Annotated in this window: 18 protein-coding genes; 5 read left to right on the forward strand and 13 right to left on the reverse strand. The window is 40.4% G+C overall.

Annotated elements, in window-relative coordinates:
* Positions 1 to 350: 350 nt before the first annotated feature.
* The 3 genes from mfd to ACS8FB_RS01485 all read left to right on the forward strand — a co-directional run bounded on the left by mfd (position 351) and on the right by ACS8FB_RS01485 (position 6407).
* Positions 351 to 4055 (forward strand): transcription-repair coupling factor, encoded by a 3705-nt coding sequence (gene mfd, locus ACS8FB_RS01475; protein WP_439260677.1) that lies wholly within the window; start codon positions 351 to 353, stop codon positions 4053 to 4055.
* Between the two features lie 206 nt (positions 4056 to 4261).
* On the forward strand, positions 4262 to 4693 hold the full coding sequence (locus ACS8FB_RS01480) for an HIT domain-containing protein (protein WP_439260678.1): 432 nt from the start codon (positions 4262 to 4264) through the stop codon (positions 4691 to 4693).
* 343 nt (positions 4694 to 5036) lie between these two features.
* On the forward strand, positions 5037 to 6407 hold the full coding sequence (locus tag ACS8FB_RS01485) for an adenylate/guanylate cyclase domain-containing protein (RefSeq protein WP_439260679.1): 1371 nt from the start codon (positions 5037 to 5039) through the stop codon (positions 6405 to 6407).
* 129 nt (positions 6408 to 6536) lie between these two features.
* Here ACS8FB_RS01485 and fdx read toward each other — a convergent pair whose 3' ends face one another.
* From fdx to ACS8FB_RS01525, 8 genes are all read right to left on the reverse strand, one after another.
* Positions 6537 to 6875: an ISC system 2Fe-2S type ferredoxin gene (gene fdx, locus ACS8FB_RS01490; RefSeq protein ID WP_439260680.1), complete on the reverse strand. Its 339-nt coding sequence runs from the start codon at positions 6873 to 6875 to the stop codon at positions 6537 to 6539.
* A 114-nt stretch (positions 6876 to 6989) separates the two neighbouring features.
* On the reverse strand, positions 6990 to 8882 hold the full coding sequence (hscA, locus tag ACS8FB_RS01495; protein WP_439260681.1) for a Fe-S protein assembly chaperone HscA: 1893 nt from the start codon (positions 8880 to 8882) through the stop codon (positions 6990 to 6992).
* 167 nt (positions 8883 to 9049) lie between these two features.
* Complete coding sequence (gene hscB / locus ACS8FB_RS01500) at positions 9050 to 9643, reverse strand: Fe-S protein assembly co-chaperone HscB (protein ID WP_439260682.1); 594 nt, start codon at positions 9641 to 9643, stop codon at positions 9050 to 9052.
* Positions 9644 to 9793: 150 nt separating this feature from the next.
* Entirely contained in the window at positions 9794 to 10114 is a 321-nt protein-coding gene (iscA, locus tag ACS8FB_RS01505; RefSeq protein WP_439260683.1) for an iron-sulfur cluster assembly protein IscA, read from the reverse strand.
* A 253-nt stretch (positions 10115 to 10367) separates the two neighbouring features.
* Complete coding sequence (iscU, locus tag ACS8FB_RS01510) at positions 10368 to 10778, reverse strand: Fe-S cluster assembly scaffold IscU (RefSeq protein ID WP_299216265.1); 411 nt, start codon at positions 10776 to 10778, stop codon at positions 10368 to 10370.
* A gap of 185 nt (positions 10779 to 10963) precedes the next feature.
* Positions 10964 to 12190: an IscS subfamily cysteine desulfurase gene (locus ACS8FB_RS01515; protein ID WP_439260684.1), complete on the reverse strand. Its 1227-nt coding sequence runs from the start codon at positions 12188 to 12190 to the stop codon at positions 10964 to 10966.
* Positions 12187 to 12696: an Rrf2 family transcriptional regulator gene (locus tag ACS8FB_RS01520; protein WP_299189044.1), complete on the reverse strand. Its 510-nt coding sequence runs from the start codon at positions 12694 to 12696 to the stop codon at positions 12187 to 12189. The genes ACS8FB_RS01515 and ACS8FB_RS01520 overlap by 4 nt, the downstream gene beginning before the upstream one ends.
* Positions 12697 to 13072: 376 nt before the next feature.
* A complete protein-coding gene (locus ACS8FB_RS01525; RefSeq protein ID WP_439260685.1) occupies positions 13073 to 13717 on the reverse strand; it encodes a hypothetical protein in 645 nt (214 codons plus the stop codon).
* A gap of 697 nt (positions 13718 to 14414) precedes the next feature.
* Here ACS8FB_RS01525 and ACS8FB_RS01530 point away from each other — a divergent pair.
* Both ACS8FB_RS01530 and ACS8FB_RS01535 read left to right on the forward strand, forming a co-directional pair.
* Entirely contained in the window at positions 14415 to 14687 is a 273-nt protein-coding gene (locus ACS8FB_RS01530; protein WP_025653024.1) for an HU family DNA-binding protein, read from the forward strand.
* Positions 14688 to 14990: 303 nt separating this feature from the next.
* Positions 14991 to 16865, forward strand: a complete 1875-nt coding sequence (locus ACS8FB_RS01535; protein WP_439260686.1) for a SurA N-terminal domain-containing protein — start codon at positions 14991 to 14993, stop codon at positions 16863 to 16865.
* A 116-nt stretch (positions 16866 to 16981) separates the two neighbouring features.
* On the opposite strand, the gene purH is transcribed toward ACS8FB_RS01535, so the two are convergent.
* The 5 genes from purH to ACS8FB_RS01560 all read right to left on the reverse strand — a co-directional run bounded on the left by purH (position 16982) and on the right by ACS8FB_RS01560 (position 22559).
* Entirely contained in the window at positions 16982 to 18562 is a 1581-nt protein-coding gene (gene purH / locus ACS8FB_RS01540) for a bifunctional phosphoribosylaminoimidazolecarboxamide formyltransferase/IMP cyclohydrolase (RefSeq protein WP_439260687.1), read from the reverse strand.
* A gap of 293 nt (positions 18563 to 18855) precedes the next feature.
* Positions 18856 to 19143, reverse strand: a complete 288-nt coding sequence (locus ACS8FB_RS01545; protein ID WP_420884185.1) for a helix-turn-helix domain-containing protein — start codon at positions 19141 to 19143, stop codon at positions 18856 to 18858.
* A 210-nt stretch (positions 19144 to 19353) separates the two neighbouring features.
* Entirely contained in the window at positions 19354 to 20556 is a 1203-nt protein-coding gene (locus tag ACS8FB_RS01550; protein ID WP_439260688.1) for a zinc-ribbon and DUF3426 domain-containing protein, read from the reverse strand.
* A gap of 188 nt (positions 20557 to 20744) precedes the next feature.
* Complete coding sequence (gene prmA / locus ACS8FB_RS01555) at positions 20745 to 21671, reverse strand: 50S ribosomal protein L11 methyltransferase (RefSeq protein ID WP_439260689.1); 927 nt, start codon at positions 21669 to 21671, stop codon at positions 20745 to 20747.
* A 75-nt stretch (positions 21672 to 21746) separates the two neighbouring features.
* Positions 21747 to 22559, reverse strand: a complete 813-nt coding sequence (locus tag ACS8FB_RS01560) for a tetratricopeptide repeat protein (protein ID WP_439260690.1) — start codon at positions 22557 to 22559, stop codon at positions 21747 to 21749.
* Between the last annotated feature and the right edge of the window lie 33 nt (positions 22560 to 22592).

Raw genomic sequence — 22592 nt, forward strand, 5'->3', positions numbered from 1 at the left:
TATTTATGACTAATAAACAGTTTTTGGCAGCTACAAGCTTTAGATTTTAGGTAATGTAAAAATGCTGTTGGCGCTTTACAGAGAGTGCAAGCTACTGAATAATCGAGACTCAATAAAAGGCATGTATAGGAGATATTTATTCAAAATACTATGCAAAAGTTTATATAGAAATAATTAAATGCTAACAATGGAAAGTTAGCTTAAAACAAGAATAGCCAAAAGCGTGCCATGTTAACAAACCGTTTAGTTTTGTCAAATCGTAGCAGCCTGTTAAAGTGTAAATTAGTTTTGGTCAATTGCGAAAATATTCGTATAATAACTGCCAGATTCTTAAATAGATCCTACCTGCTATGTCTATCACTGCCCTAACTGACGCTTTTGCTCCCATTAATGAACAGCTATTTCCTATCCAAAACTTGCAAAGACGCTGGCTTGCACCCGTACATGGTGCAGTAGGCAGTCTATGGTTAGCAAGTTTGGTCAAAACGACTATATGGGAAGTATCAGAACGTTTGAAAGTGGTCGTAGCTCGAGATCAAAACCAGCTCAACCAGATAGAGACTGAACTGGCATTTTGCGGCGTTGATGCTTATGTCTTTCCTGACTGGGAGACGCTAACGTATGATGAGCTGTCCCCGCACCAAGATATCGTTAGTGAACGAATCAACTTATTGACAGATATGCCAACGTCAGGTGTGCTACTCATATCTGTACAAGCTTTGATGCATCGCGTTGCACCGCCTAGCTGGCTGATTGGACAACACTTTGATTTAGGTGTTGGTGATCAATTTGATATCCATACTCAACGTGAGCTACTAGCGAAAGCGGGCTACCGTGCGGTTGACAATGTATTTGAGCCAGGCGAGTTTGCAGTACGCGGTAGTATTATTGATATTTTTGCGATGGGTCAGCCATTTCCACTGCGCCTAGATTTATTTGATGATGAAATTGAGACAATTCGCTTTTTTCACCCGCAGACTCAGCGTACGTTGACCGATGATGATCTAAAGGCTATGGTCTCCGGTAATGATAAAAGTATGGGTCAAGAGTCGCTATCGTTGTTGCATAAATTGCCCGATATCTCAAAACCTATTAAGAAGTTTCAAATACTACCTGCAAAAGAGTTTCCTTTAGAAGATGGGAAAGACACTTTTCGCATGAATTTTGCTGCAATGTTCCCAAATGCTAGTAGCCGTAAATCTGAGTTACATAAAGATGTGATGGCAGGAATTGCGAGTAGTGGGCTTGAATATTATCAACCGTTGTTTTTTGATCTAGAAGATTGGCAGCAAGAGAGCAGCTTATTCAATTATTTGCCTAAAGATGCTTTGTTCATTACAGATGAGCTAATCAATGAGCGCCAAGCGGATTACTGGTCGCAAATCCAGCGCCGCTATGAAGAGCGTCGTCATGATATTGATAAACCTATCGTAGCACCAAAGCTATTGTATTTATTATCCAATACGCTGAATGAGCATTTAAACCAGTATCCACGAGTGATATTAAGTGCAAGAGAAGAGCTCGCATCTATGACAGATGTAGCAGATCTCAATGGTCAAGAAGCATCCGCATCTACTGTATTGCAAACCAAACAGCAAGGCCTAGTCACATTAAGCGCTCAAATGCCGCCGCAATTGACAGTAAACCACCAAAAGGCAGAACCTTTAACCGAACTGTTGGATTTTTTACATCTGCAGGTAGAAACAGGTACACCAGTATTAATTGTCGCTGAAACTGCAGGTCGTCGTGAGATTCTCATTGAGCTGTTCAAAGGTAAAATTGATATAAAAACCTATGACAGCTTCAAAGATTTTTTAGCAGCAGACAAGGTCAGTGACAACAATTCAAGCCAAAAACCATATGTTGGTCTGACAGTTGCACCGATTGAGCGCGGAGTCTTTGTCCCCGAACGTTTGGTGCTGATTAGTGAGACTCAGCTATTCGGTAGGCAAGTACTACAAACACGTCGCCGTCGACAAAGTGGCGTATCAGAAGAGTTCTTGGTCAAAAGTGTCACTGAAATGACACAAGGCAGTCCTATTGTCCATATCGAGCATGGTATTGGTCGCTATAATGGCCTCATTATTTTAGATGTGGGTGACGGTGAGCAAGAATTTATCCATCTAAAATACGCCGATGATGCCAGTATTTATGTACCAGTAGCCAGTCTACAAATGATCAGTCGTTACAGTGGTGGTGATCCAGCACTTGCTCCTCTACACAAAATTGGTAGTGGAAAATGGGACAAAGCCAAGCAAAAAGCATTGCAGCAAATTCATGATGTAGCGGCAGAGCTGCTCAATATGCAAGCAAGACGCGAAGCCAAAGTGGGTATTCATTTTAAAATAGATATCTCACAGTATGATCTGTTTGCCAGCCAGTTTGCTTTTGAAGAGACCCCTGATCAAGCCAACGCTATTCATGCGGTTATCGAAGATATGAGACAAAACCAGCCGATGGATCGTCTTATTTGCGGTGACGTGGGCTTTGGTAAAACAGAGGTTGCCATGCGAGCTGCGTTTATTGCCGTCAGCGCTGGTTATCAGGTTGCCGTATTAGTACCGACTACTTTGCTTGCAGGACAGCATGAAGACAACTTCCGCGACCGTTTTGCTGATTGGCCTGTTCGTATCGAGACCTTATCACGGTTTGGTGGTAAAAAGCATCAGGAGACAGTGCTAGCAGATTTGGCTGCTGGTAAAGTTGATATTGTGATAGGCACGCATAAGCTGTTACAGCCTGATGTCAAGTTTTCTAACTTGGGGTTGATGATCGTCGATGAAGAACATCGCTTTGGTGTGCGTCACAAAGAGCGTATCAAGGCTATTCAGACTGATGTAGATAGTTTGTCGATGACAGCGACACCGATACCTAGAACGCTTAACATGGCGCTATCTGGTATGCGTGATATGTCTATTATTGCAACCCCGCCTGCACGTCGTTTGGCTATTAAAACTTTTGTCATGCAAAAGACAGAAGCTTTGATGAAAGAGGCTATTTTACGTGAGTTGCTACGCGGCGGACAGGTATACTTATTGCATAATGATGTCGCCAGTATTGAGCGTATGGCAGAGACTATTCGCGAGCTGGTACCAGAGGCACGTGTAGGGGTCGCTCATGGACAGATGCAGGAGCGTGAGCTTGAACAAATCATGCAGCAGTACTACCATAAAAAATTCAATGTGTTGATTTGCACAACTATTATCGAAACTGGTATCGATGTACCAAATGCCAATACTATTATTATTGAGCGCGCTGACAAATTTGGCCTGGCTCAGCTGCATCAGTTGCGTGGCCGTGTCGGTCGCAGTCATCATCAAGCGTACTGTTATCTGTTAGTACCATCGCTTAAGGGTCTTAAAGGGGATGCCAAACGCCGATTACATGCGATTGAGCGCGCCAATACATTGGGTGCAGGCTTTATGCTGGCGAGTGAAGATTTAGAGATTCGCGGTGCTGGTGAAATCCTAGGCAAACAGCAAAGCGGTAATATGCAGGCAATTGGCTTTAGTCTGTATATGGATATGCTCGAACGGGCTACCAAAGCCATCAAAGCAGGCAAAGAGCCAGATTTGAGCACGCCGTTATCGTTAACCAGTGAAATAAACTTACACAGCTCAGCACTGATACCAGAAGAGTATCTGCATGATGTACACCAGCGCCTATTATTTTATAAACGGATTAGTAACGCGGATAGTAAAGAAACCTTGATCGACATACGTACTGAAATGATCGACCGTTTTGGCGTGCTGCCAGATCAAACCAAGCAGCTATTTGCCATTCATGACCTGCGCTTACAGACAGAGCCATTAAAAATTAACAAAATTGATGCCAATAGTCATAGTGTGACCTTAGAATTTGCGCCTGATACACCAGTTGACGCGCTGGCAATCATTAAATTGATTCAATCTGATGGTCAACGTTATCGTATGAACGGCGCTTCAGGTATTCGTTATAATGACGCCGATAAACTTGAGACACCGCAGCAGCGGGTCACTGCTATCCAAGAGCTACTGCAGTATTTTAGCGAACATACAGTAGCCGAAACAGCTTAAAAACGTGTTCTGTTTTCTTTAGTCAAGGGCGTTATATTGTTATCATCTTGCCTCAATATAAAACACAGTTTTGATAGATAAGTATGATCAGTAGTAGGTATGTGTGAATGTTTAACACGTCGTTACAGATAACTGATAAAATAGCGCCATTATAGATAACTGTTAACTGATTTTATTGATATTTTATAACAAGAGAAGCCGTTATTATGTTCCAACTGCATCCTAAGCTTGCTGCTGATAGTTTTTTGGTAGGGGATTTTCCCTTGTCGACATGTCGTTTGATTAACGACTGCCAGTTTCCTTGGCTGGTTTTAATACCACGTGTATCAGGTATCAAAGAATTGTATGAATTGTCTGAATCCGACCAAGCACAATTTTTACGTGAGTCAAGCTGGTTGTCAAGCCAACTTGCCAAGACATTCCAAGCCGACAAAATGAATGTTGCAGCACTCGGCAACCAAGTTCCACAGCTACACTTTCATCATATAGTACGCTATCAAAACGATCTGCAATGGCCAAATCCAGTATGGGGCGTACCTGCAGTACCATATACAAAAGATATATTGGCACAAATGCAGCAAACATTAATGATTGCATTGCGAGGTCATCATCAAATGCCGTTTGATTGGCAAATGTAGTTGTTAATCAACAGTTAGATACAATGTTAGATACAGTACTTGGCGAATGGTTACGTTTATATTTTTTGCGTTGTACTGTTTCTTACGTTATAACCAGAACGTCAACTACTGACACTACTGAGTAATGTTAAACGGTATCTAGGATGAATAGTATTGATTAACTGTTGTTCATTTTTAGCAATGTACGTTACTAGTAACTTATACAACATCTACATAGATCATTACCGCCAATCAACCAGCTGTATTCCTCTCTATTTTATTATAAAATTTAACACTCACTCTTCTAAGCTTTTTTAGCTTGTCTTAATCTAAGCGACTGTCAAGTATGCCTCTTTTAGGTAGATTGAAATCATCGACTTTATTGAAAAATCAAGAATATGCTCGGTTTGACTATCCAGAGATATTCGTCCTACTGCTTACTGTAGTGCTGGTCGCTATGCATTTTGAGTTTAATTCTATTTCAATGGTATTGTTTACAATTGTAAGCCTACCAAGTCTAATGATTTTAATTTACAACTACCGGCGTCAACCAAGCTTTTGGACATCCAATATCGTTGTAATGCTATTGTCAACAGTCATTGGAAGTATGCAGTTTTGTACCATCTTATCACTGAGTTTGTCATTATTGATCGGTATTCGAATCATCTTAAGTGAGCCTGAAAATCGACTTAAGCTGATTATTGTTTCGATCGTTATTACTGTCATGTTTTATTACGTCAGTACCATGCTAAATAGCGATATGATGGTTTGCAATGATGACTTTATATCACCCATTGTATTACTAGCTAGTATTATTACTATATGCTGTCAGTTTTGGGAGATTTATCATAAATATTTGAGTTACGAAAACACGGCAGAGAAGACAAAGGGACGACTTAATACTTTGGTATCAGTCATTAGTAAATTGTCCCGTTTCATACCTCCTCAGGTCTGGCAACCAATTGTAAAGTCAGACAATGTGGTAGATGTGAATAATAAACGAGCGAAACTTACGATCATGTTTTCAGACATCGCTGGATTCACTGAGCTGTCTGACAGTCTAAGCTCTGATAACCTAGCTGATATTTTAAATACTTATATGAAATGTATGACAGTTATTGCCAACAAACACGGCGCGATGCTAGACAAGTTTGTTGGTGATGGTATGATATGTTTTTTTGGTGAACCCAACAGTCGAGGGACGCGGCAAGATGCATTGGACTGCGTGGCCATGGCAATTGATATGCGCCGAGAAATGCGCAGTTTACGTCAGGAATGGCGTTTGATGGGCTTTGAAGGACTGTATGTACGCATTGGGATTACCACCGGTTACTGTCATGTAGGGAACTTTGGCAGTAATAGTCGCATGAGCTATACTATCATTGGTAAAGAGGCAAATCTTGCATCTCGTCTTGAATCGATAGCAGGAAAGGGAGATATTCTTATTAGTCAAAGGACTTATGATTATGTCTGCCACGATTACGAATGCGAATATGCTGGCACCTATCAGTTAAAAGGTTTTGATAGTAGTATCAATGCTTGGCAAGTATTAGACCCTGACGCTAATAAAGGCCGCTTATCTAAGTGGGTGGATCATACTCTACCTGGCTTTAATCTACATCTAAATTTTAAAGACATGCAAAATTATGATTATAAAGAGATTAAAAGCAAACTGAACTTCGCACTTGAACGTATTGAAAAGGAAGAAAAAGAGCATTCTTTAATCAATAAGTAAAAGATAACTGGGGCAGTTTTTTTAATTAACACAATGAACGAAGATTACTAGCTTTTCATCCAAACAAAAAGCCAGCTATTATATTTTAATAGCTGGCTTTTTAGTGTAGAAAAACTTTATGCTTATTCTTTAATGATTTTCTTTGGCATGGTTAAGCGTATATTTGGGAATTTCTATGGTTAAATCTTCTTCATCAAGCATCACCTGACAAGACAGGCGTGAATCAGGTTCCAGTCCCCAAGCACGATCTAACAAGTCGGCTTCAATATCATCCATTTCTTCTAAGCTATTAAATCCTTTACGAACCACGACATGACAGGTCGTACATGCTTTTGACATCTCACAAGCATGTTCAATCTTGACGCCTTTTTCAAGCAAGGCTTTACATAAATTATCACCAGATTGAAGCTCGACCTCAGTACCTTCAGGGCAAATCTCGTGATGGGGTAGTACAGTAATCTTTGGCATAAATTGTCTGTCCAATACTAATCGATTAAAAATCTAAAAATGAAATGTTATAACGTATAAATATATTATATTAAATGAATTATACTTATTGATTTATAGTCATCAGTGTAGCTATTACCAGTCCTGAGCACTTGTACCTGCCATGCTGGCTTTGACACTCTGATTCATAATACGAGCAGCAAAAGCGTCGCTGTGCGGTTTAAGTGAAGCTTGTTCTCTCTCGATAACTGATAAGTCGTCAGTTTCAAGGGCCGTTTGTAACCCTTGAATATGCTTAGCAAGGGACTGCTGCTCCTCCGATGTTAATAAAGCAGCAAACTCGTTCAGGGCGGATTGTAGCGCGAGCACTTCGCGCTCAGCTTCTACTTTAGTCTCAATTAAAGAACGAGCGTTTTTATCTTCTTCTGCATGCTTAAATCCAGCAGTCAAAAGCTGCTCTTTTTGCTCATCTGATAATCCATAAGAAGGCACAATCTCAATCTGACTCTCTGTCTTTGTTGTGGTTTCTTGTGCACTAACTGTCAACTGTCCATTAGCATCAATACTAAAAGTCACTTCAATACGGGCAAAACCTGCTTTCATTGGCGGAATGCCATATAGCTCAAAACGTCCCAGTGAACGGCAGTTCTCTACTGTTTCGCGCTCACCTTGTACTACGTGAACAACCATGCCCGTTTGTCCGTCTTGATAAGTGGTAAACACTTGACGCTTTTTAACAGGAATAGGGGTATTACGTGGGATTAATACTTCAACCAAACCGCCCATGGTTTCAAGACCAAGCGATAATGGTGTCACATCTAATAATAGTAAATGGTCATCACTATCACCACTAACCAGTTGATGCGCTGTCTGAGCCGCACCTAAGGCAACGACCTCATCTGGATTTAGGCGACAAAGTGGCTGCTTATTGAAAAACTCAGCCACAACGTCTTGGATAGCAGGCATACGGGTTGAGCCGCCCACCAAAATTACTTCATCTAAATCAGTGCTAGATAGCTTTGCATCACGCAGTACTTGTTCACACACGCTTAATGTACGGCGACTAACAGGGTTAGCGATGGCGACTAAGTCTTCATGACGCAGTACGCCTTGATAAGACTGCTCATTGACAATAATGTCAATATCGACTTGTTTGGCATCAGTTAGCGCTTGCTTGTAGGCTTTAGCCTGCTGCGCAAGTATTGATTTATCATGAGGGCTGACGTCTTTAGGATCGACGTTTGCTTGTTTGATGAGCCAATTGGTCACCAAACGATCAATATCATCACCGCCTAGGGCACTGTTACCACCCGTTGCTAATACTTCAAAGACACCATCATTAAGCTTTAAAATAGACACATCAAAAGTGCCACCACCAAGATCATAAATTAAGTAGTAGTTTTCTTTAGTCTCGCTATTAACAGAGTCTTCAGCGGGTTTGTCGAGACCATATGCAACTGCAGCAGCGGTAGGCTCATTCAATAAACGCAGTACATTAATACCAGCCGCTTGTGCCGCATCTTTGGTCGCTTGACGCTGCGCTTCATCGAAATAGGCAGGCACGGTAATCACAGCACCTTCTACACTATCTATAGGTAGGGTACTCGTAGCTCGCTGTTCAAGAGCCGCTAAAATCCGGGCTGATACTTCAACAGGAGAGACCTCACCTTGGGCGGTGACAAACGTTGGCATATCATCTTTGTGGCCAGACAGCTCATAAGGATGAGAGAACTTGATATCAGCTTGGCTACGGCCCATAAAACGTTTGGCTGAAACAATCGTATTTTTTGGATCATCCGCTAAGTGCGCTAGAGCGTCGTAACCGACAAGGGGATTACCTGTACTTGGATAATAAACAACAGAAGGTAATAAAGTATCAGTCGTTGTAGCTGCCTCTAAGACTTGCGCTTTGCCTGAACGTACCACAGCGACCAGTGAGCGTGTGGTACCAAGATCAATTCCTAAACCAAAACGATGTTGGTGAGGTTGGGCGCTTTGATTGGGTTCGGCAATTTGCAATAAAGACATAAAATAACTCAAAGATAAAATAGATAAGTAAAATGAAGCATGCAGGCGACGATAGTTTAACGGCTAAAGTCTTACTCTACAATAGAAGAAAATGGCGCTTAAAATAAGAGAATACTGTTAGTAATATTTTGACCATACATATAGAGTATAGTACTCATACGTCAAGTTTAAACATATAGGTCATCATCATCTGAGTGTTCAGCGCTCGCTACTTCATCAAGACCGATCGTCACATCAGCATTTAATTTGACCAAAAACTTCAGCTTTTGTGTGGCATCGATGGCAGTCTGCCAGTCTTCACTTTCATAAGCTTCTTTAAAACGTTTAGATTGAAGCGCTAAGCGATCTATGATTTGCGGATGCAGTTGTTGTAATGTCGCACGATCTTTATCTTCGATGGCTTCATCTAAATCAATACGCATCTGCATCGCATCTTCTAGAAAATCCAAATCAGCAATAGAGTGCTCTACATTCTGTGCTTGGTCAGCCATATCAAGTAAATAGCTGGCACGACTATCGGGAGCACTGAGGGTTTGATAAGCTTGATTGATCAAGGCTGATGTCTGCTCAGTTTGCTGCTTTGCTTGCGCGGTATCTGTTACGCTCTCTTTACCATTAACAGAAAGATTATCTGGATGATAACGCTTTTGTAGTAAACGTAAACGGTGATCAAGGCTATCTTGATTGACTTCAAACTGTACAGGATGCTCAAATAGAGCGAAAAAGTTATCAAACTGAGCTTCTAAAGTGACCTCTGTCATATTATGCGCCTTGCTGTTCTGTTTGTTTTTCAGGTCTTTGCTGAACTAAATATTGTAACTACGGACTTATATAAGGATTAATGACCAATACTAACTTTACAACATTTATATCGAGATGCTGCTACTTGCTCAATATCGTAATCGTACATTTTAAACAGTAAAGGATTCCCCGCAGCCACATTCGCCTTTTTGATTGGGGTTGGTGAATTTAAAGCCTTCGTTTAAGCCTTCCTTTTCATAATCCATTAATAAGCCGTCTAAATAAACCAAGCTTTTAGGATCAATAAAGATGCTGACACCGCGACTTTCATAGCGTGTATCGTTATCATCAGGTATATCTACAAACTCTAAAACATAGGCTAGGCCTGAACAACCAGCTGTACGAATACCAACTCGAATACCTTCACCTTTGCCGCGATTATCCAAAAAATCTCGAACATGCTGAGCGGCGCGTTCTGTCATCTCAATCATGCCAACTCCTATTCACTATTAAATTTGATGACGACTAACAATATAATAACTTATACAATATGGTAATTTATGCATTAATAACAATCATTATAAATGTATGGTCATATCAATAAACTCATCACAATCTAATAACTCTTAAAAATAAAAGGTGACAAGTACTTATAAGCATCATTGTCACCACTAAGCGTCATTAGTAATGCAACTCACACTACTACAGCAGTACTAACAGCATACATCGCGTACGCTATCAGATTTAACTAGTCGCTTCTTCTGCTACTTCGGCAGTACCATGCTTACCTTTATAATCGGTTATGGCAGCTTTAATAGCATCTTCTGCAAGCACAGAACAATGAACTTTTACTGGTGGCAATGCCAATTCTTCAGCAATATCCATATTTTTAATTTCGCCAGCTTGATCTAAACTTTTGCCTTTTAACCACTCAGTAACGAGTGAGCTTGACGCAATAGCTGAGCCGCAGCCATAAGTTTTGAAGCGAGCGTCTTCAATGATACCTTTATCATCAACTTGAATTTGTAGACGCATTACATCACCACAAGCTGGGGCACCGACCATGCCAGTTCCAACATTTTTGGCATTTTTATCAAGATTGCCAACGTTGCGTGGATTTTCGTAATGATCAATAACTTGGTCACTATAGGCCATGGGGTTTTCTCCTAGTTAGATGATGAGTAGTTATTTATGAACGTTGAAAGGTTTAACTACTCATCGATAATTGGGGTCAAACACTTCATATAAAAACGTTATTTATAATTGTCTGATTTTTCACTAAATGGCTATATTTCATAACCATATTATTATCTAATTCATTAAATATATCTTACCAAATATTAATGTTCTGCCCACTCAACTGAATCTAAGTCAACACCTTCTTGATACATATCCCAAAGTGGCGATAGGGCACGCAGCTTATCAACCGCTTCATGCATTTGCTTAACCACAGTATCAATATCTTCTTCAGTCGTATAACGACCAAAACTGAATCGAATCGAGCTGTGAGCTAACTCATCTGGACGACCAATTGCACGTAGCACATAAGATGGCTCAAGCGTCGCTGATGTACAGGCTGAACCAGATGATACCGCTAAGTCTTTCAATGACATCATCAGTGATTCACCTTCAACAAAGTTAAAGCTGATATTTACGATGTTAGGGACACTATGTTCTAAATCGCCATTCAAGTAAATCTCTTCGATGTCTTGTAGGCCATCCCAAAGCTTTTGACGTAGTTTGGCTGCGTGCGCATGATCCTCTTCATAACGCTCATTAGCTAAAGCGAATGCTGCACCAATACCGACAATTTGATGCGTCGGTAATGTACCTGAACGCATACCACGCTCATGACCACCACCATGCTGCTCTGCTTTTAGGCGAATGCGCGGCTTGCGGCGAACAAATAATGCGCCAATGCCTTTAGGACCATATGCTTTGTGACCAGAAAAACTCATCAAGTCAATTTTCATCTCTTCAAGGTTGATCACTACCTTGCCGACAGCTTGAGCACCATCAACATGGAAAATAACACCTGCGTCACGCGTAATCTCCCCAATAGCAGCAACATCGGTAATCGTACCAAGCTCATTATTTACCATCATAAGTGATACTAAGATGGTATCGTCACGAAGGGCTTCTTTAACTTGCTCTGGCAAAATAAGACCAGTACTTGCTTGCGGCTCAAGGTACGTGATCTCAAAACCTTCTTGCTCAAGCTCACGGCAAGTATCTAATACTGCTTTATGCTCAATCTTACTTGTAATAATATGCTTACCACGAGACTGATAAAAATGTGCTGCACCTTTGATTGCTAGGTTATCAGATTCTGTTGCACCAGAAGTAAAGACGATTTCGCGCGGATCAGCATTGATTACTTCAGCTATCTGCCCACGAGCAGTCTCTACCGCTTCTTCTGCTTGCCAACCATAGCCATGTGAGCGCGAGGCTGGATTACCAAAGATGCCATCTACAGTCAGATACTCACTCATCTTAGCAGCTACTGGTTTAGCAACTGGCGTAGTAGCGGCATAATCTAAATATATAAGGGTGTTATGTTGGCTCATGCTGGGTTTGCCTCGCTGGTCGATAAAGTAATAGTATTAATGTCTTTTAAGGAAATCTCTTTAGTAGAGGTATGCTGACGTTCTGATACTGACTGCACGTTTTCCATATCTAATAATTGCGCTAATGTTATATTTTTCAAGTACTGTTCTATATGATTTGATAATGCACACCATAAATCATGGGTCAAACACATTGTACCGCCTTGACAATCACCGCGTCCTTCACACTGCATCGCGTTAACAGATTCATCAACAGCAGAGATGATGGTCATCACGTCTATTTCATCTAAAGGTTTTGCCAAATGGTAACCACCTGCCGCGCCGCGGATACTAGTAACCAAGCCACGTTTACGAAGTTTGGAGAACAGCTGTTCAAGATAGGAGATAGAGATAGACTGTCGCTTTGCAATATCAGATAAGGACACAGCGCTGTCTTGCTGACTAGTCTGTAAAGCCAGATCTAATAAAGCGGTAACGGCGTACCTACCTCGAGTAGTTAAACGCATAAAATATCTCCAAGCTGATCAGTTATAAGCCAAATTTAATAACGAGCTTAAGCATATTGATTAATAAAATTAATGTAAGACTACTTACATTATGGCGATACTAAACAGATTAAATGCTAGCACCATCAAACAACAAATGATTAACCAGATATGTGCTGTGATAGAGTTATTATACTTAATCCTGAGTAATTTAGTCAAGATTAAAGTGTCTTAGTATGGTTAATCTTATCTATCACGGTTATTAATAAAAGTAATCGGTAAATTTAAGACTTAAAAAGAGACATGACAGGGATGGGAGCAGTACGAATAGAACACTTAACAACAGCTATGTAGCGTCATTAAGTGTCGTCATTTAACAAGAGCAAGGCTAAATAGATTAATTCATTAATAAAGCAATGATGGCACCGATTGCGATGATAGTCGCTACAACTGATACAATGGTAAGCGTTTTTTGTCTACTTTGTAGCTCTTTTACTGTTGTTTCAAACTCGCGATTTTTTATGGTCAACGTATTTATTTGAGTCTGTTGTTCTGCAATACGTATTTTATAATTATGCTTCTTTTCTTCCATCTCCTCTGTACTAGACTTTTTCTTAGTACTGCCACCTTTGAATTTTTTTGCGATACCTTGGATCAGGCTACCCAACCCTAGCTGAGTGATAAACTGCTTAACCAGTTGCACTTGAATGGCTTCGCCGCGCATTTGTAGTTTTTCAGTTGTCTCACTGTCGTGTGAGGTAAGAGCGTTCAACACTTGAATACTATAAGCGTTGATAACGACGTCAGGCTCACTACGATCAACAGGTAGTTGAGCGTCGAGTAACACACCTTTGTAGCTAAAAGTTGCAAAAACCTCTACATGAGGTAAATAGAGGCGCAGACAAACCAAAGTGCCCTGTTTAGCAAGTGGGTAGGCAGCTTTACGTAGCTCAGGATCTAGACGTAGCAACAGGGTCAATGCTGACTCAATGAACACTAAAATGATATTAAGAAGAGAGTGAGACAATGTAGTACGCTTCATGTAAGTAATCCATTTTATTGGGCAGGTTAAAAGAAAACATAAAATATAAGTAACAATGAATGTTTGCAAACATAGGATTGATTATAGTTCGGTTTTTTATAACATACTATGCAACAGCTATCATAACGTTTTCATCATAAAAAGTAATGTATCTCTATGTCAGTTAATAAATTGTTGTGCTATGAACTAACAGCAAACAGTAAATTGATAAGCATTAATAGAATGATAATACAAGCCGCTAAAAACTATACTAACGTTGTTGGCTATCAATCAATAGTCTTATGTGGTCATAAAGAATCATTGTATAAGATGAATTTCTACCTTTAACGTTGAGTTAACCATTTAAATTATATTAAAAGCGACACTTTTTTAGTAAAGTTTGTATTGTAGAGTACAAAAATTACATTAGAAGTCTACTAAACCATTCTTTTATAAGTAGTATTTTTAAAGCAAATTTATACATCAAATGAAGAGTTACAGGAGATTTGCGTAACGTTAAGTGTCAAATACGTAGTTTCGCAGGCGAAAAAATGTAAAATCGCTTGCGCTCCTTTTGTTGCCTTGATATAAAGACGTTAATAACGCGCAACCTGCAAACAAAAGCGTCTAAAATGGTTTTTATTGCTTATATCATGTGAGAGCGATACAATGCCGGACGTTAGCGTTTATTTCAGCCCTTAAACTTGAAGGAAATTTTATGAATAAGTCAGAATTAATTGATAGCATCGCAGATAAAAGTGGTCTAAACAAAACTCAAGCTGGTGATGCATTGAACGCCGTTATGGAAAGCGTTGGCGAAGCTCTAGAAGCTGGTGAAAGCATCTCATTAGTCGGTTTTGGTACATTCAGCGTAAAAGACCGTAAAGCTCGTACTGGCCGCAATCCTAAGACAGGTGAAGAGCTAAGTATTCCAGCAAGTAAAGTACCAAGCTTTAAAGCTGGTAAAAACTTAAAAGAGCGCTTAAACTAGGCGAATATTGGCTTGTTTTTTATATTTGTTGTTTAATCTCTAATAGCAAAGCAAGCAATGAAAAGCACCTTTAAACAAAGGTGCTTTTTTTATTGCTAAAATTTGTGCCGTACAAGCTTGGAATATTTTGAGTATAGACCAAAATTCACGTATCATAGGGCGCGCGTAACGACATTGCTTTATTGAATTACGATTTTATCAGTTTCAAATAACACACATACCATTTATCATTTCATTGTTTTACATGTCATCGACAGTGTTGCAATGGTTCATCATCAATATGAGTTAAAAGTAGAAATAACTATGGATAAATTGCGCGATTTTTTAAAAAGCTGGCCTGGTCGCATTTTATTGATTCTATGCTTATCGCCACTTGCTTTATTGGGCATTGAAAGCTACTTTCAGGGTAATGTTGACCCCAATCAAGTTGCTCAAGTAGGTGAAGCAAGTGTAGGCTTATCAGAGTATCAGAACGCAGTCAACAATAGACGTTCTGAGATTTTAGACCAAATTGATGATGCAAGCTTATTAAATGAAGACGTATTACATGAGCAAGTGTTAAAAGGGTTGATTGATCGTACTTTACTTGAACAGCAAGCTGGCAAGCTAGGTATGACAGTATCAGATGAAACGATTAATCGTCTGTTGCGTCAAGAGGAAGCTTTTAAAGATGAAAATGGTGAGTTTTCTAATGCTCAGTTTTCAAACTTTTTACGTCAACGTGGCATGAATAAAAACCAGCTTTTTGCTGAATTTCGCAATCAACTAAGTCTTGACCAGCTCAATGCTAGTATCGTTGGTACTGCTATTTATCCTATGCAAGCGGTAAATCAATTGATTGATTTGCAGTTGGAATCGCGTGATATTTGGCTGCACCGCTTTGATTGGCAAGACTATCAGCAGCAAGTTAAGCTTAGCGAAAACGATATTCAAGCCTACTATGATGCCAATAAAGAAGCGCTAAAAAGTGATGCGATGGTTGACTTGGCATACATTCAGCTGAGCCCGGCGATGATTAAAGTTGATACAGTGACAGAAGAAGAGTTGCAACAGCAATATGAAAGCTATAAGCAAGGTCTTGCTGTGGTCGACGAACGTAAGATTAGCCAAATCTTATTGACTGGTGATGATGCAAAGGCACGCGCCAGCGATATTAAAGCCCGTCTTGATAAAGGTGAGTCATTTGTAGCATTGGCTAAGTCAGAGTCAGACGATCCATCAGGAGCAAGTGGTGGTGATATTGGACTGTTTAATGCCTCAGTATTCGGTAACGATGCTGCCACTGTTGAATCAGCATTACAAGGTTTGAGTGTTGGTGATGTTACACCACCTATCAAAACCAGTTTTGGTTATCAGATATTTACGGTAACAGAAGACAATGGTAGCAAAATACCAAGCCTAGAAAGCATGCGTGACGAGCTAACAGTCAAGGCAAAAGAGTATAAACGTCAATCTATTTATGCTGATAAAGTAACGGCGATTAATGACTTGGCAGCTGATGGTTTTAGTATCGAAGATATTGCGCAGCAAGAAAATGTGGCATTAAAAAATATTAAAGATTATAGAAAAAACAATAACACCTCAGTGTTGTCGCAACCTGCTGTTATTAAACAGGCGTTTGATGAGTTTACTATTCAAGATCAAGCAGTAACAGCAGGGATTGAGGTCGGTAATGGTACGGCGTGGGTACAACCAAGTAACTATCGTCCTACTCAGACTCTTACGCTCGCAGCAGCAACACCGATAATCACACAAAAATTACGTCAACAAAAAGCCAGTGCAATGGCGCTTAAAGATGCCAAACAACTGGCTGCTGGTATTAAGACTGTAGCTGATATTAAGAAACAAGCGGTAGGCTTTCAGGCGTTAGGTCAATTAAATCGTCAGACAACATTATTGACTGATAAAGAACGCAGTTTGGCATTCAGTCAGCAAGCCCCTAAAGATGGAGTGGTGGCGTTAGCGAGTGAGACTGAGGTAGGCGCTAGCGTCATCGTTGGCAATCGTATCGAAACTGAACAACAATCACAGTTATCGGATATAGAAAAAGCCCAAACCGCACGTATCATTCGCGACAATTTAGGTCAAGATCAGCTACAAGATTATTTAGATTATCTGCGCTTAGTATATAAAGTTGAAATCAATGAAGCCAATATAGCCGGCGCACGAAGTCAATAAAAGTATCATTGCTTTAGTTTTAGCGATTAAGAATGGCTAGAAGATGGGCAAGATTTACTGAATAAAAAAGCCACTGTCTAGACAGTGGCTTTTTTTGATGAATTGTATATTGAGTGCTAGTGACGGAAATGACGCATACCAGTAAATACCATGGCGATACCATGCTCATTTGCTGCAGCAATGGTCTCATCGTCACGCATAGAGCCGCCTGGTTGAATAATAGCTGAGATACCAACTTCTGCCGCATTATCAATACCATCACGGAATGGGAAGAAAGCATCTGATGCCATGACAGCTCCTTCGGTCACCAAACCAGCGTGCTCAGCCTTGATAGCTGCGATACGAGCTGAATTGACGCGGCTCATCTGGCCTGCACCAACACCAATAGTACGCTGGTTTTTGGCATAAACAATAGCGTTGGATTTAACATACTTTGCAACGTTCCAGCTGAATAGCAAGTCAGCGATTTGGGCTTCAGTTGGTTGAACATCGGTAACGATTTTTAGATCATTAGCCGTAATCAAGCCTAAATCCTGCTCTTGTACGAGTAAGCCACCGTTGACGCGCTTATAGTCAAGTTGAGAGTCACGCTGAGCTGGCGCTGGCAACTCGCCAGAAACCAATACACGTACGTTTTTCTTAGTCGCAGTTGTCTCAAGCACGCCGTCTTCAATACTTGGGGCAATAATGACTTCAACGAATTGGTTGTCAATAATAGCTTTAGCAGCCGCCACGGTTAATGGACGATTAAAAGCAATGATACCGCCAAAAGAAGACTCAGGGTCTGTACTAAAAGCTGTCTTATAAGCTGCGACCTGGTCTTGATCCACTGCTACGCCGCAAGGATTGGCGTGCTTTACGATGACGCAAGCAGATGCATTAAAAGCTTTAACGCACTCAAGAGCTGCATCAGTATCGGCGATATTGTTATAAGAAAGCGCTTTACCTTGTAATTGCTTTGCAGTAGCAATAGAAGCTTGCTGGCTTTTTAAAGACTGGTTTTCGGTATAGAAGGTCGCATTTTGATGAGGGTTTTCACCGTAACGTAGATCTTGTGCTTTCTCAAACTGCACATTAAAGGTACGCGAAAAATTTTCAGGCTCTTGAGTATCATTGACACGGCTGCCTAGGAAGTTGGCGATCATACCATCATATTGTGCCGTATGTTCAAACGCTTTGACGGCTAAGTCATAGCGTAGAGCCGTTGTCAGCTCCGTGCCATCGCCTAAAGCGGTAAGCACACGCTCATAATCAGCTGGGTCAGTTACGATACCTACATGAGCATGATTTTTAGCAGCGGCACGTACCATAGTTGGACCACCAATATCGATGTTTTCAATAGCATCATTCATAGTGACATTGGCACGAGCAATCGTTTCAGCAAATGGATACAGATTAACCACGACCAAATCGATACGATCAATGCTATGTGAATTCATTACTGTATCGTCTGTACCACGGCGACCTAAGATACCGCCATGAATTTTTGGATGTAGTGTTTTGACACGGCCATCCATCATTTCAGGAAAACCAGTATAATCTGATACTTCAGTTACCGCCACATCATGCTCTTTGAGCAACCGATAAGTACCACCAGTGGATAATAAGTCAAATCCTGACTGAATAAGCCCTTGAGCAAATTCTATGATATTAGATTTATCAGAGACTGAGAGTAGAGCAAACGGTTTGGTAGCCATAAAAACGATTCCATAGAAAAAGCCCGACAAAACGTCCGGCAAGATAGTAGTAGCAATCACAGATACAATTACATTTAATCTATAAATTGCCTTATACAATAATGATAAAGCGTGATATTAACAGCATGAAGTGAAACTTTAAGGTTATAGCAGCGTATCTGCAGTCAGCTATGTATCGCCTAACCTTAAAAACAACACCCTAACAATCACGATGTCTATAATAAAACATCTGACTCATTTACACAAAACTCAATATCATTTTAGAGCATAAATACTAACTTCTATACAACCAACTACATTAAATTATGAATTTTTAGTTTCTTACGTAATGTGCCACGGTTGAGACCCAAGATTTGAGCACACTTGGTTTGATTGCCACGAGTTTGTTCAAGCACGACTGTCAATAAGGGTAGCTCTACTTCTCTTAATATAAGCTCATAAAAGTCTGTTGGCATCTCGTCCTCCAAAGCAGCAAAGTATTCACGTACGACACGTTCGACATGTACTCGCAAGGGTGCATTGACTGGAGCAAGCTCTGAGTTGCCATACAAGTCATTGTTTGAGCTGCTTTGTGCGTCCATTGTTGGCTGCTGAATGCTATCTTGATTATCAGACTCGCGAAGATGATTATGATGGTGGGCAAGATGGTTGGCAGTAGGAGGAACTGAGTGTGCCATAAGATAATGTCCTTAAATATTGTCATACGACAAAGGTTATAAATAAAAGGCTAACTGGGTGTCAAACTGCATATCAATGTAAACATCAGGCTAGAGACAGGCAGGCATAAAAGATTAATAAATAGGATCAATAATTACTTTATTAATCTCATCATTGACCACAGGGACGGTAAACATAAAAGGTTTGTTTTGTTCAGCAAAGAGTAGGTTTTGTTTGCTGACTAGATAGTCCTTTGGCATGGCAATGAACTCTCCAATAACATCGTCATTACTATAGATACTGACTTTTAGATTGGGTAATAACTGAGATTTTGTGCTTTGATTTGCCAAGGTAGCTGCTATATCAGTAAACCCATCAGCAGCATTTACCTCACTGGGCCGATAAATCACGTCAACGATATCAAAAGCTGTCATATCAGCAGTGGGCAGACTACAAGCGGCAATAGCGCAAACTGCTTGTAAGCGCTCTGCATACATTGGATTTTTGACTAGATTGTCTAAATTAAAAATAACATATTGTGCAAACAATAGCATTATCAACACCAAACAGCCGGCCAGCCACAGTAACGAAGCGATGGATGTTTGTACACGAGATTGTACTGGATAAATACGTGACTGAGCTTTGCTTGCTCGCTTAGGAGTAGCTTGAAATTGATCTCTCAGTGGTACGCCCATACTCACCAGCAATTGTGATAAATCAGTACCAGGTTCTATAACGTCTGTTTTATGGTTTTGCTCTTCAAGGAGTTTTTCGAGCCATGCATTATCATTATTAGTATTTCTGTTAGAAGTATCAATAGGGGCTGAAACATTGTCGTATCGAGACATGGTGTTTATAGCATCATTTGTTTCTTCAAACATGTTTTCTTGTTCGTTATAGATATCATGATCAATGAAAGCGTCGCTATCTGCAGTGTCTATTGATTTATCAGCTGCGTCTGCAGAGTTTTGATGCGTTGATGATATTTGCGTAGCGTCCAAATCAAAAGACCAAGCGCTCATCTCATCCAATGAATTGTGTGCTGAGTTTGGCGATTCAAGATAATCAATAGGCATATCATCATAGATAAGCGTGTCAGAAGATAAAAAGTCATCATCTTTTTGTTGCACGTTATTATGATTATTTTTTTGGTTGAAAGTAGAGGTGTTATTGATACCCGAAGGCTCGTTACCAGAAACCACAAGGTTTTCATTGACCAAAAATATCTGCTGACAGCGTTTGCAGCGTACTTTTGCATCCAGCTCATTTAGTAAAGTTTGTGGCAAACTAAAGTAGGCTTGACAAGAAGGACATTGTGTTTTGATAAGCGTAGTCATGTAATTGAGTCCAAAGAAATACAGTAATAATCACCATATACTCACTCACCAAAAACTGTCTTATTTGAGATATCTGTAACACGATAGACAATAGGGAGTAGTATTGCATTTGCAAAATCCAACCAATTACCTATCGTAACAGATGTAATAAATTGTTGCTAGTGTGTAAACAAAACTATTTTTTATTGCTATTGTGTAAATAATCCTGATAAACGTTGCCAATGTTGATCTTCTTGAGAAGTGAAAGCATGTTTGGGATCAAGGTCAAAGTAAGGACGATAAGCCTCTGCAACCTGCTCGGTCTGAGACTCAATTAATCCTGCTAACACTATGCGTCCTTTAGGTGTCATTAAAGTTGCAAAATAGGGAGCGAGACTAATAAGAGGTTTTGCTAAAATATTGGCAACAATAACATCCACTGGAATAATATCGTGCTGCGCGCAATAATCTGCAAACTCTTCTGGTAAAAATGCTTGCAATTGTCCATCAACCTTATTGCGTGCAGCGTTTTGGTTCGTAGCTAGAACTGCTTGTGGATCAATATCGACTGCATAGACTTGTTTGGCACCTAATAACAACGCGCCAATGCCCAATATACCCGAGCCGCAACCATAATCTATAATTACTTTATTCTCTAAGTCTTGCTCTGTTAGCCAGTCTAGACATAGACGCGTAGTGGCGTGATAACCTGTGCCAAAGGCAAGTCCCGGATCCATAACAATATTAGTGGCATCAGCGTCAGGTGGCGTTAACCAGTTAGGCACAATCCATAGGTTGTTAGCGCATTCAATTGGATGATAATGAGTCATCCATTCACGTTCCCAGTCCTTATCGTCAACTGCTGTTAACCAAATGCGACTGGCTTGTATTTGTGCTGCAATATCATGACTGAGCTGCTCAACGGCCTGTCGACTGCCGTCTTCAGTAGTAGCGTCAAAAAGGCCGGTTAGTATTACGTCATCCCACAAAGGTGATTCGCCAGGCAATGGCTCAAATAAGGGTTGATCACCTGCATCGTCTAACGCGATAGATAGTGCGCCTGCCTCTAACAATAGTGCTTCTGCAAGTTCGACGTTTGCTTTTTCACACTGGAGGTGCAGTTGTTGCCATGCCATAAAGATACCTTTGATTAGATTAAAATGAGTAAAACAAATATAAGCTACTGTATTTTATGTAAAAGTAGCTCAAAATTACTTAAGTGCTTGCTGTGCTTCACGAACAACACGCGAATTGTTTTGTTGTTGACCTGAACGTAGGATAAGCTGCCATAATGAACGCCGGCGATTGGCATCTTCAGAAACAGTCAGACCGCGCCGCGCCATGGCCTCAGCTTTACGTGGTTGCCCTTTTTTTAGGGCTACTTGTGATAGATAAAAGTATACTGCTGATGATCTCGGTGCTAAACGCTGCGCACGGGTAAAGCTGTTCTCAGCAGACGTTAGATTGCCTGATTTTAAATGATTAGTACCAGTTTGCATGAGATTGCGAAAAGCTGGCAAGTTACTTTGATTATCAGTAGGTTGACGGCTTTTTTGCTTTGAATTCTGACGCGCCTGCTCTAATAGCTCATTATGTGACGGTGCAGTAGGAGGCTGCGAGATCATATAATCGTCACGCGGGGGAGTATATACAGGCTCGTTAAATATGATTTCTGGTTGTTCTATGACCTGTGTTTGCTGTGTTAAAGGGTTGTTAGCGTCTGAGGTGTTTTCTGAGTAAGTATTATTCTTTGGCATAGCATCAGTAGGCGGTATATATGGTTTGGTTTGGTAGATATTTGTACCATCAGGACGATTTTGAATATCAGACGGTGTTTTAGTTGTGGTAGGTGCTACAGTCACAGGCGTTTTGGTTATCACCGTAGCAGTGTTGCTAGGTAGCGATGATGTCGTTTGACAGGCACTCAACGTCAAAGTACTGATGAGCGCACTTGTTAGCAATAAAGATCTGCTGAAAATTTTGTTCTGTACTACCAAGTACTGATGTTGCATAAATACAGCCATATCAAACCCCTTATTCTGTGTCATTTTAACCAA

Origin of the sequence: Psychrobacter sp. 1U1 (assembly GCF_051847535.1) — a bacterium.
Taxonomy (GTDB): Bacteria; Pseudomonadota; Gammaproteobacteria; order Pseudomonadales; family Moraxellaceae; genus Psychrobacter; species Psychrobacter saeujeotis.

What these genes read in the sequence shown, in the direction of transcription:
- iscU (WP_299216265.1), bottom strand. Translation starts at nt 10,778, where the DNA reads ATGGCCTATAGTGACCAAGTTATTGATCATTACGAAAATCCACGCAAC.
- hscB (WP_439260682.1), bottom strand. Translation starts at nt 9,643, where the DNA reads ATGACAGAGGTCACTTTAGAAGCTCAGTTTGATAACTTTTTCGCTCTA.
- iscA (WP_439260683.1), bottom strand. Translation starts at nt 10,114, where the DNA reads ATGATTGAGATGACAGAACGCGCCGCTCAGCATGTTCGAGATTTTTTG.
- ACS8FB_RS01520 (WP_299189044.1), bottom strand. Translation starts at nt 12,696, where the DNA reads ATGCGTTTAACTACTCGAGGTAGGTACGCCGTTACCGCTTTATTAGAT.
- ACS8FB_RS01480 (WP_439260678.1), top strand. Translation starts at nt 4,262, where the DNA reads ATGTTCCAACTGCATCCTAAGCTTGCTGCTGATAGTTTTTTGGTAGGG.
- hscA (WP_439260681.1), bottom strand. Translation starts at nt 8,882, where the DNA reads ATGTCTTTATTGCAAATTGCCGAACCCAATCAAAGCGCCCAACCTCAC.
- ACS8FB_RS01525 (WP_439260685.1), bottom strand. Translation starts at nt 13,717, where the DNA reads ATGAAGCGTACTACATTGTCTCACTCTCTTCTTAATATCATTTTAGTG.
- fdx (WP_439260680.1), bottom strand. Translation starts at nt 6,875, where the DNA reads ATGCCAAAGATTACTGTACTACCCCATCACGAGATTTGCCCTGAAGGT.
- mfd (WP_439260677.1), top strand. Translation starts at nt 351, where the DNA reads ATGTCTATCACTGCCCTAACTGACGCTTTTGCTCCCATTAATGAACAG.
- ACS8FB_RS01535 (WP_439260686.1), top strand. Translation starts at nt 14,991, where the DNA reads ATGGATAAATTGCGCGATTTTTTAAAAAGCTGGCCTGGTCGCATTTTA.
- ACS8FB_RS01515 (WP_439260684.1), bottom strand. Translation starts at nt 12,190, where the DNA reads ATGAGCCAACATAACACCCTTATATATTTAGATTATGCCGCTACTACG.
- prmA (WP_439260689.1), bottom strand. Translation starts at nt 21,671, where the DNA reads ATGGCATGGCAACAACTGCACCTCCAGTGTGAAAAAGCAAACGTCGAA.
- ACS8FB_RS01550 (WP_439260688.1), bottom strand. Translation starts at nt 20,556, where the DNA reads ATGACTACGCTTATCAAAACACAATGTCCTTCTTGTCAAGCCTACTTT.
- ACS8FB_RS01560 (WP_439260690.1), bottom strand. Translation starts at nt 22,559, where the DNA reads ATGGCTGTATTTATGCAACATCAGTACTTGGTAGTACAGAACAAAATT.
- ACS8FB_RS01530 (WP_025653024.1), top strand. Translation starts at nt 14,415, where the DNA reads ATGAATAAGTCAGAATTAATTGATAGCATCGCAGATAAAAGTGGTCTA.
- ACS8FB_RS01545 (WP_420884185.1), bottom strand. Translation starts at nt 19,143, where the DNA reads ATGGACGCACAAAGCAGCTCAAACAATGACTTGTATGGCAACTCAGAG.
- purH (WP_439260687.1), bottom strand. Translation starts at nt 18,562, where the DNA reads ATGGCTACCAAACCGTTTGCTCTACTCTCAGTCTCTGATAAATCTAAT.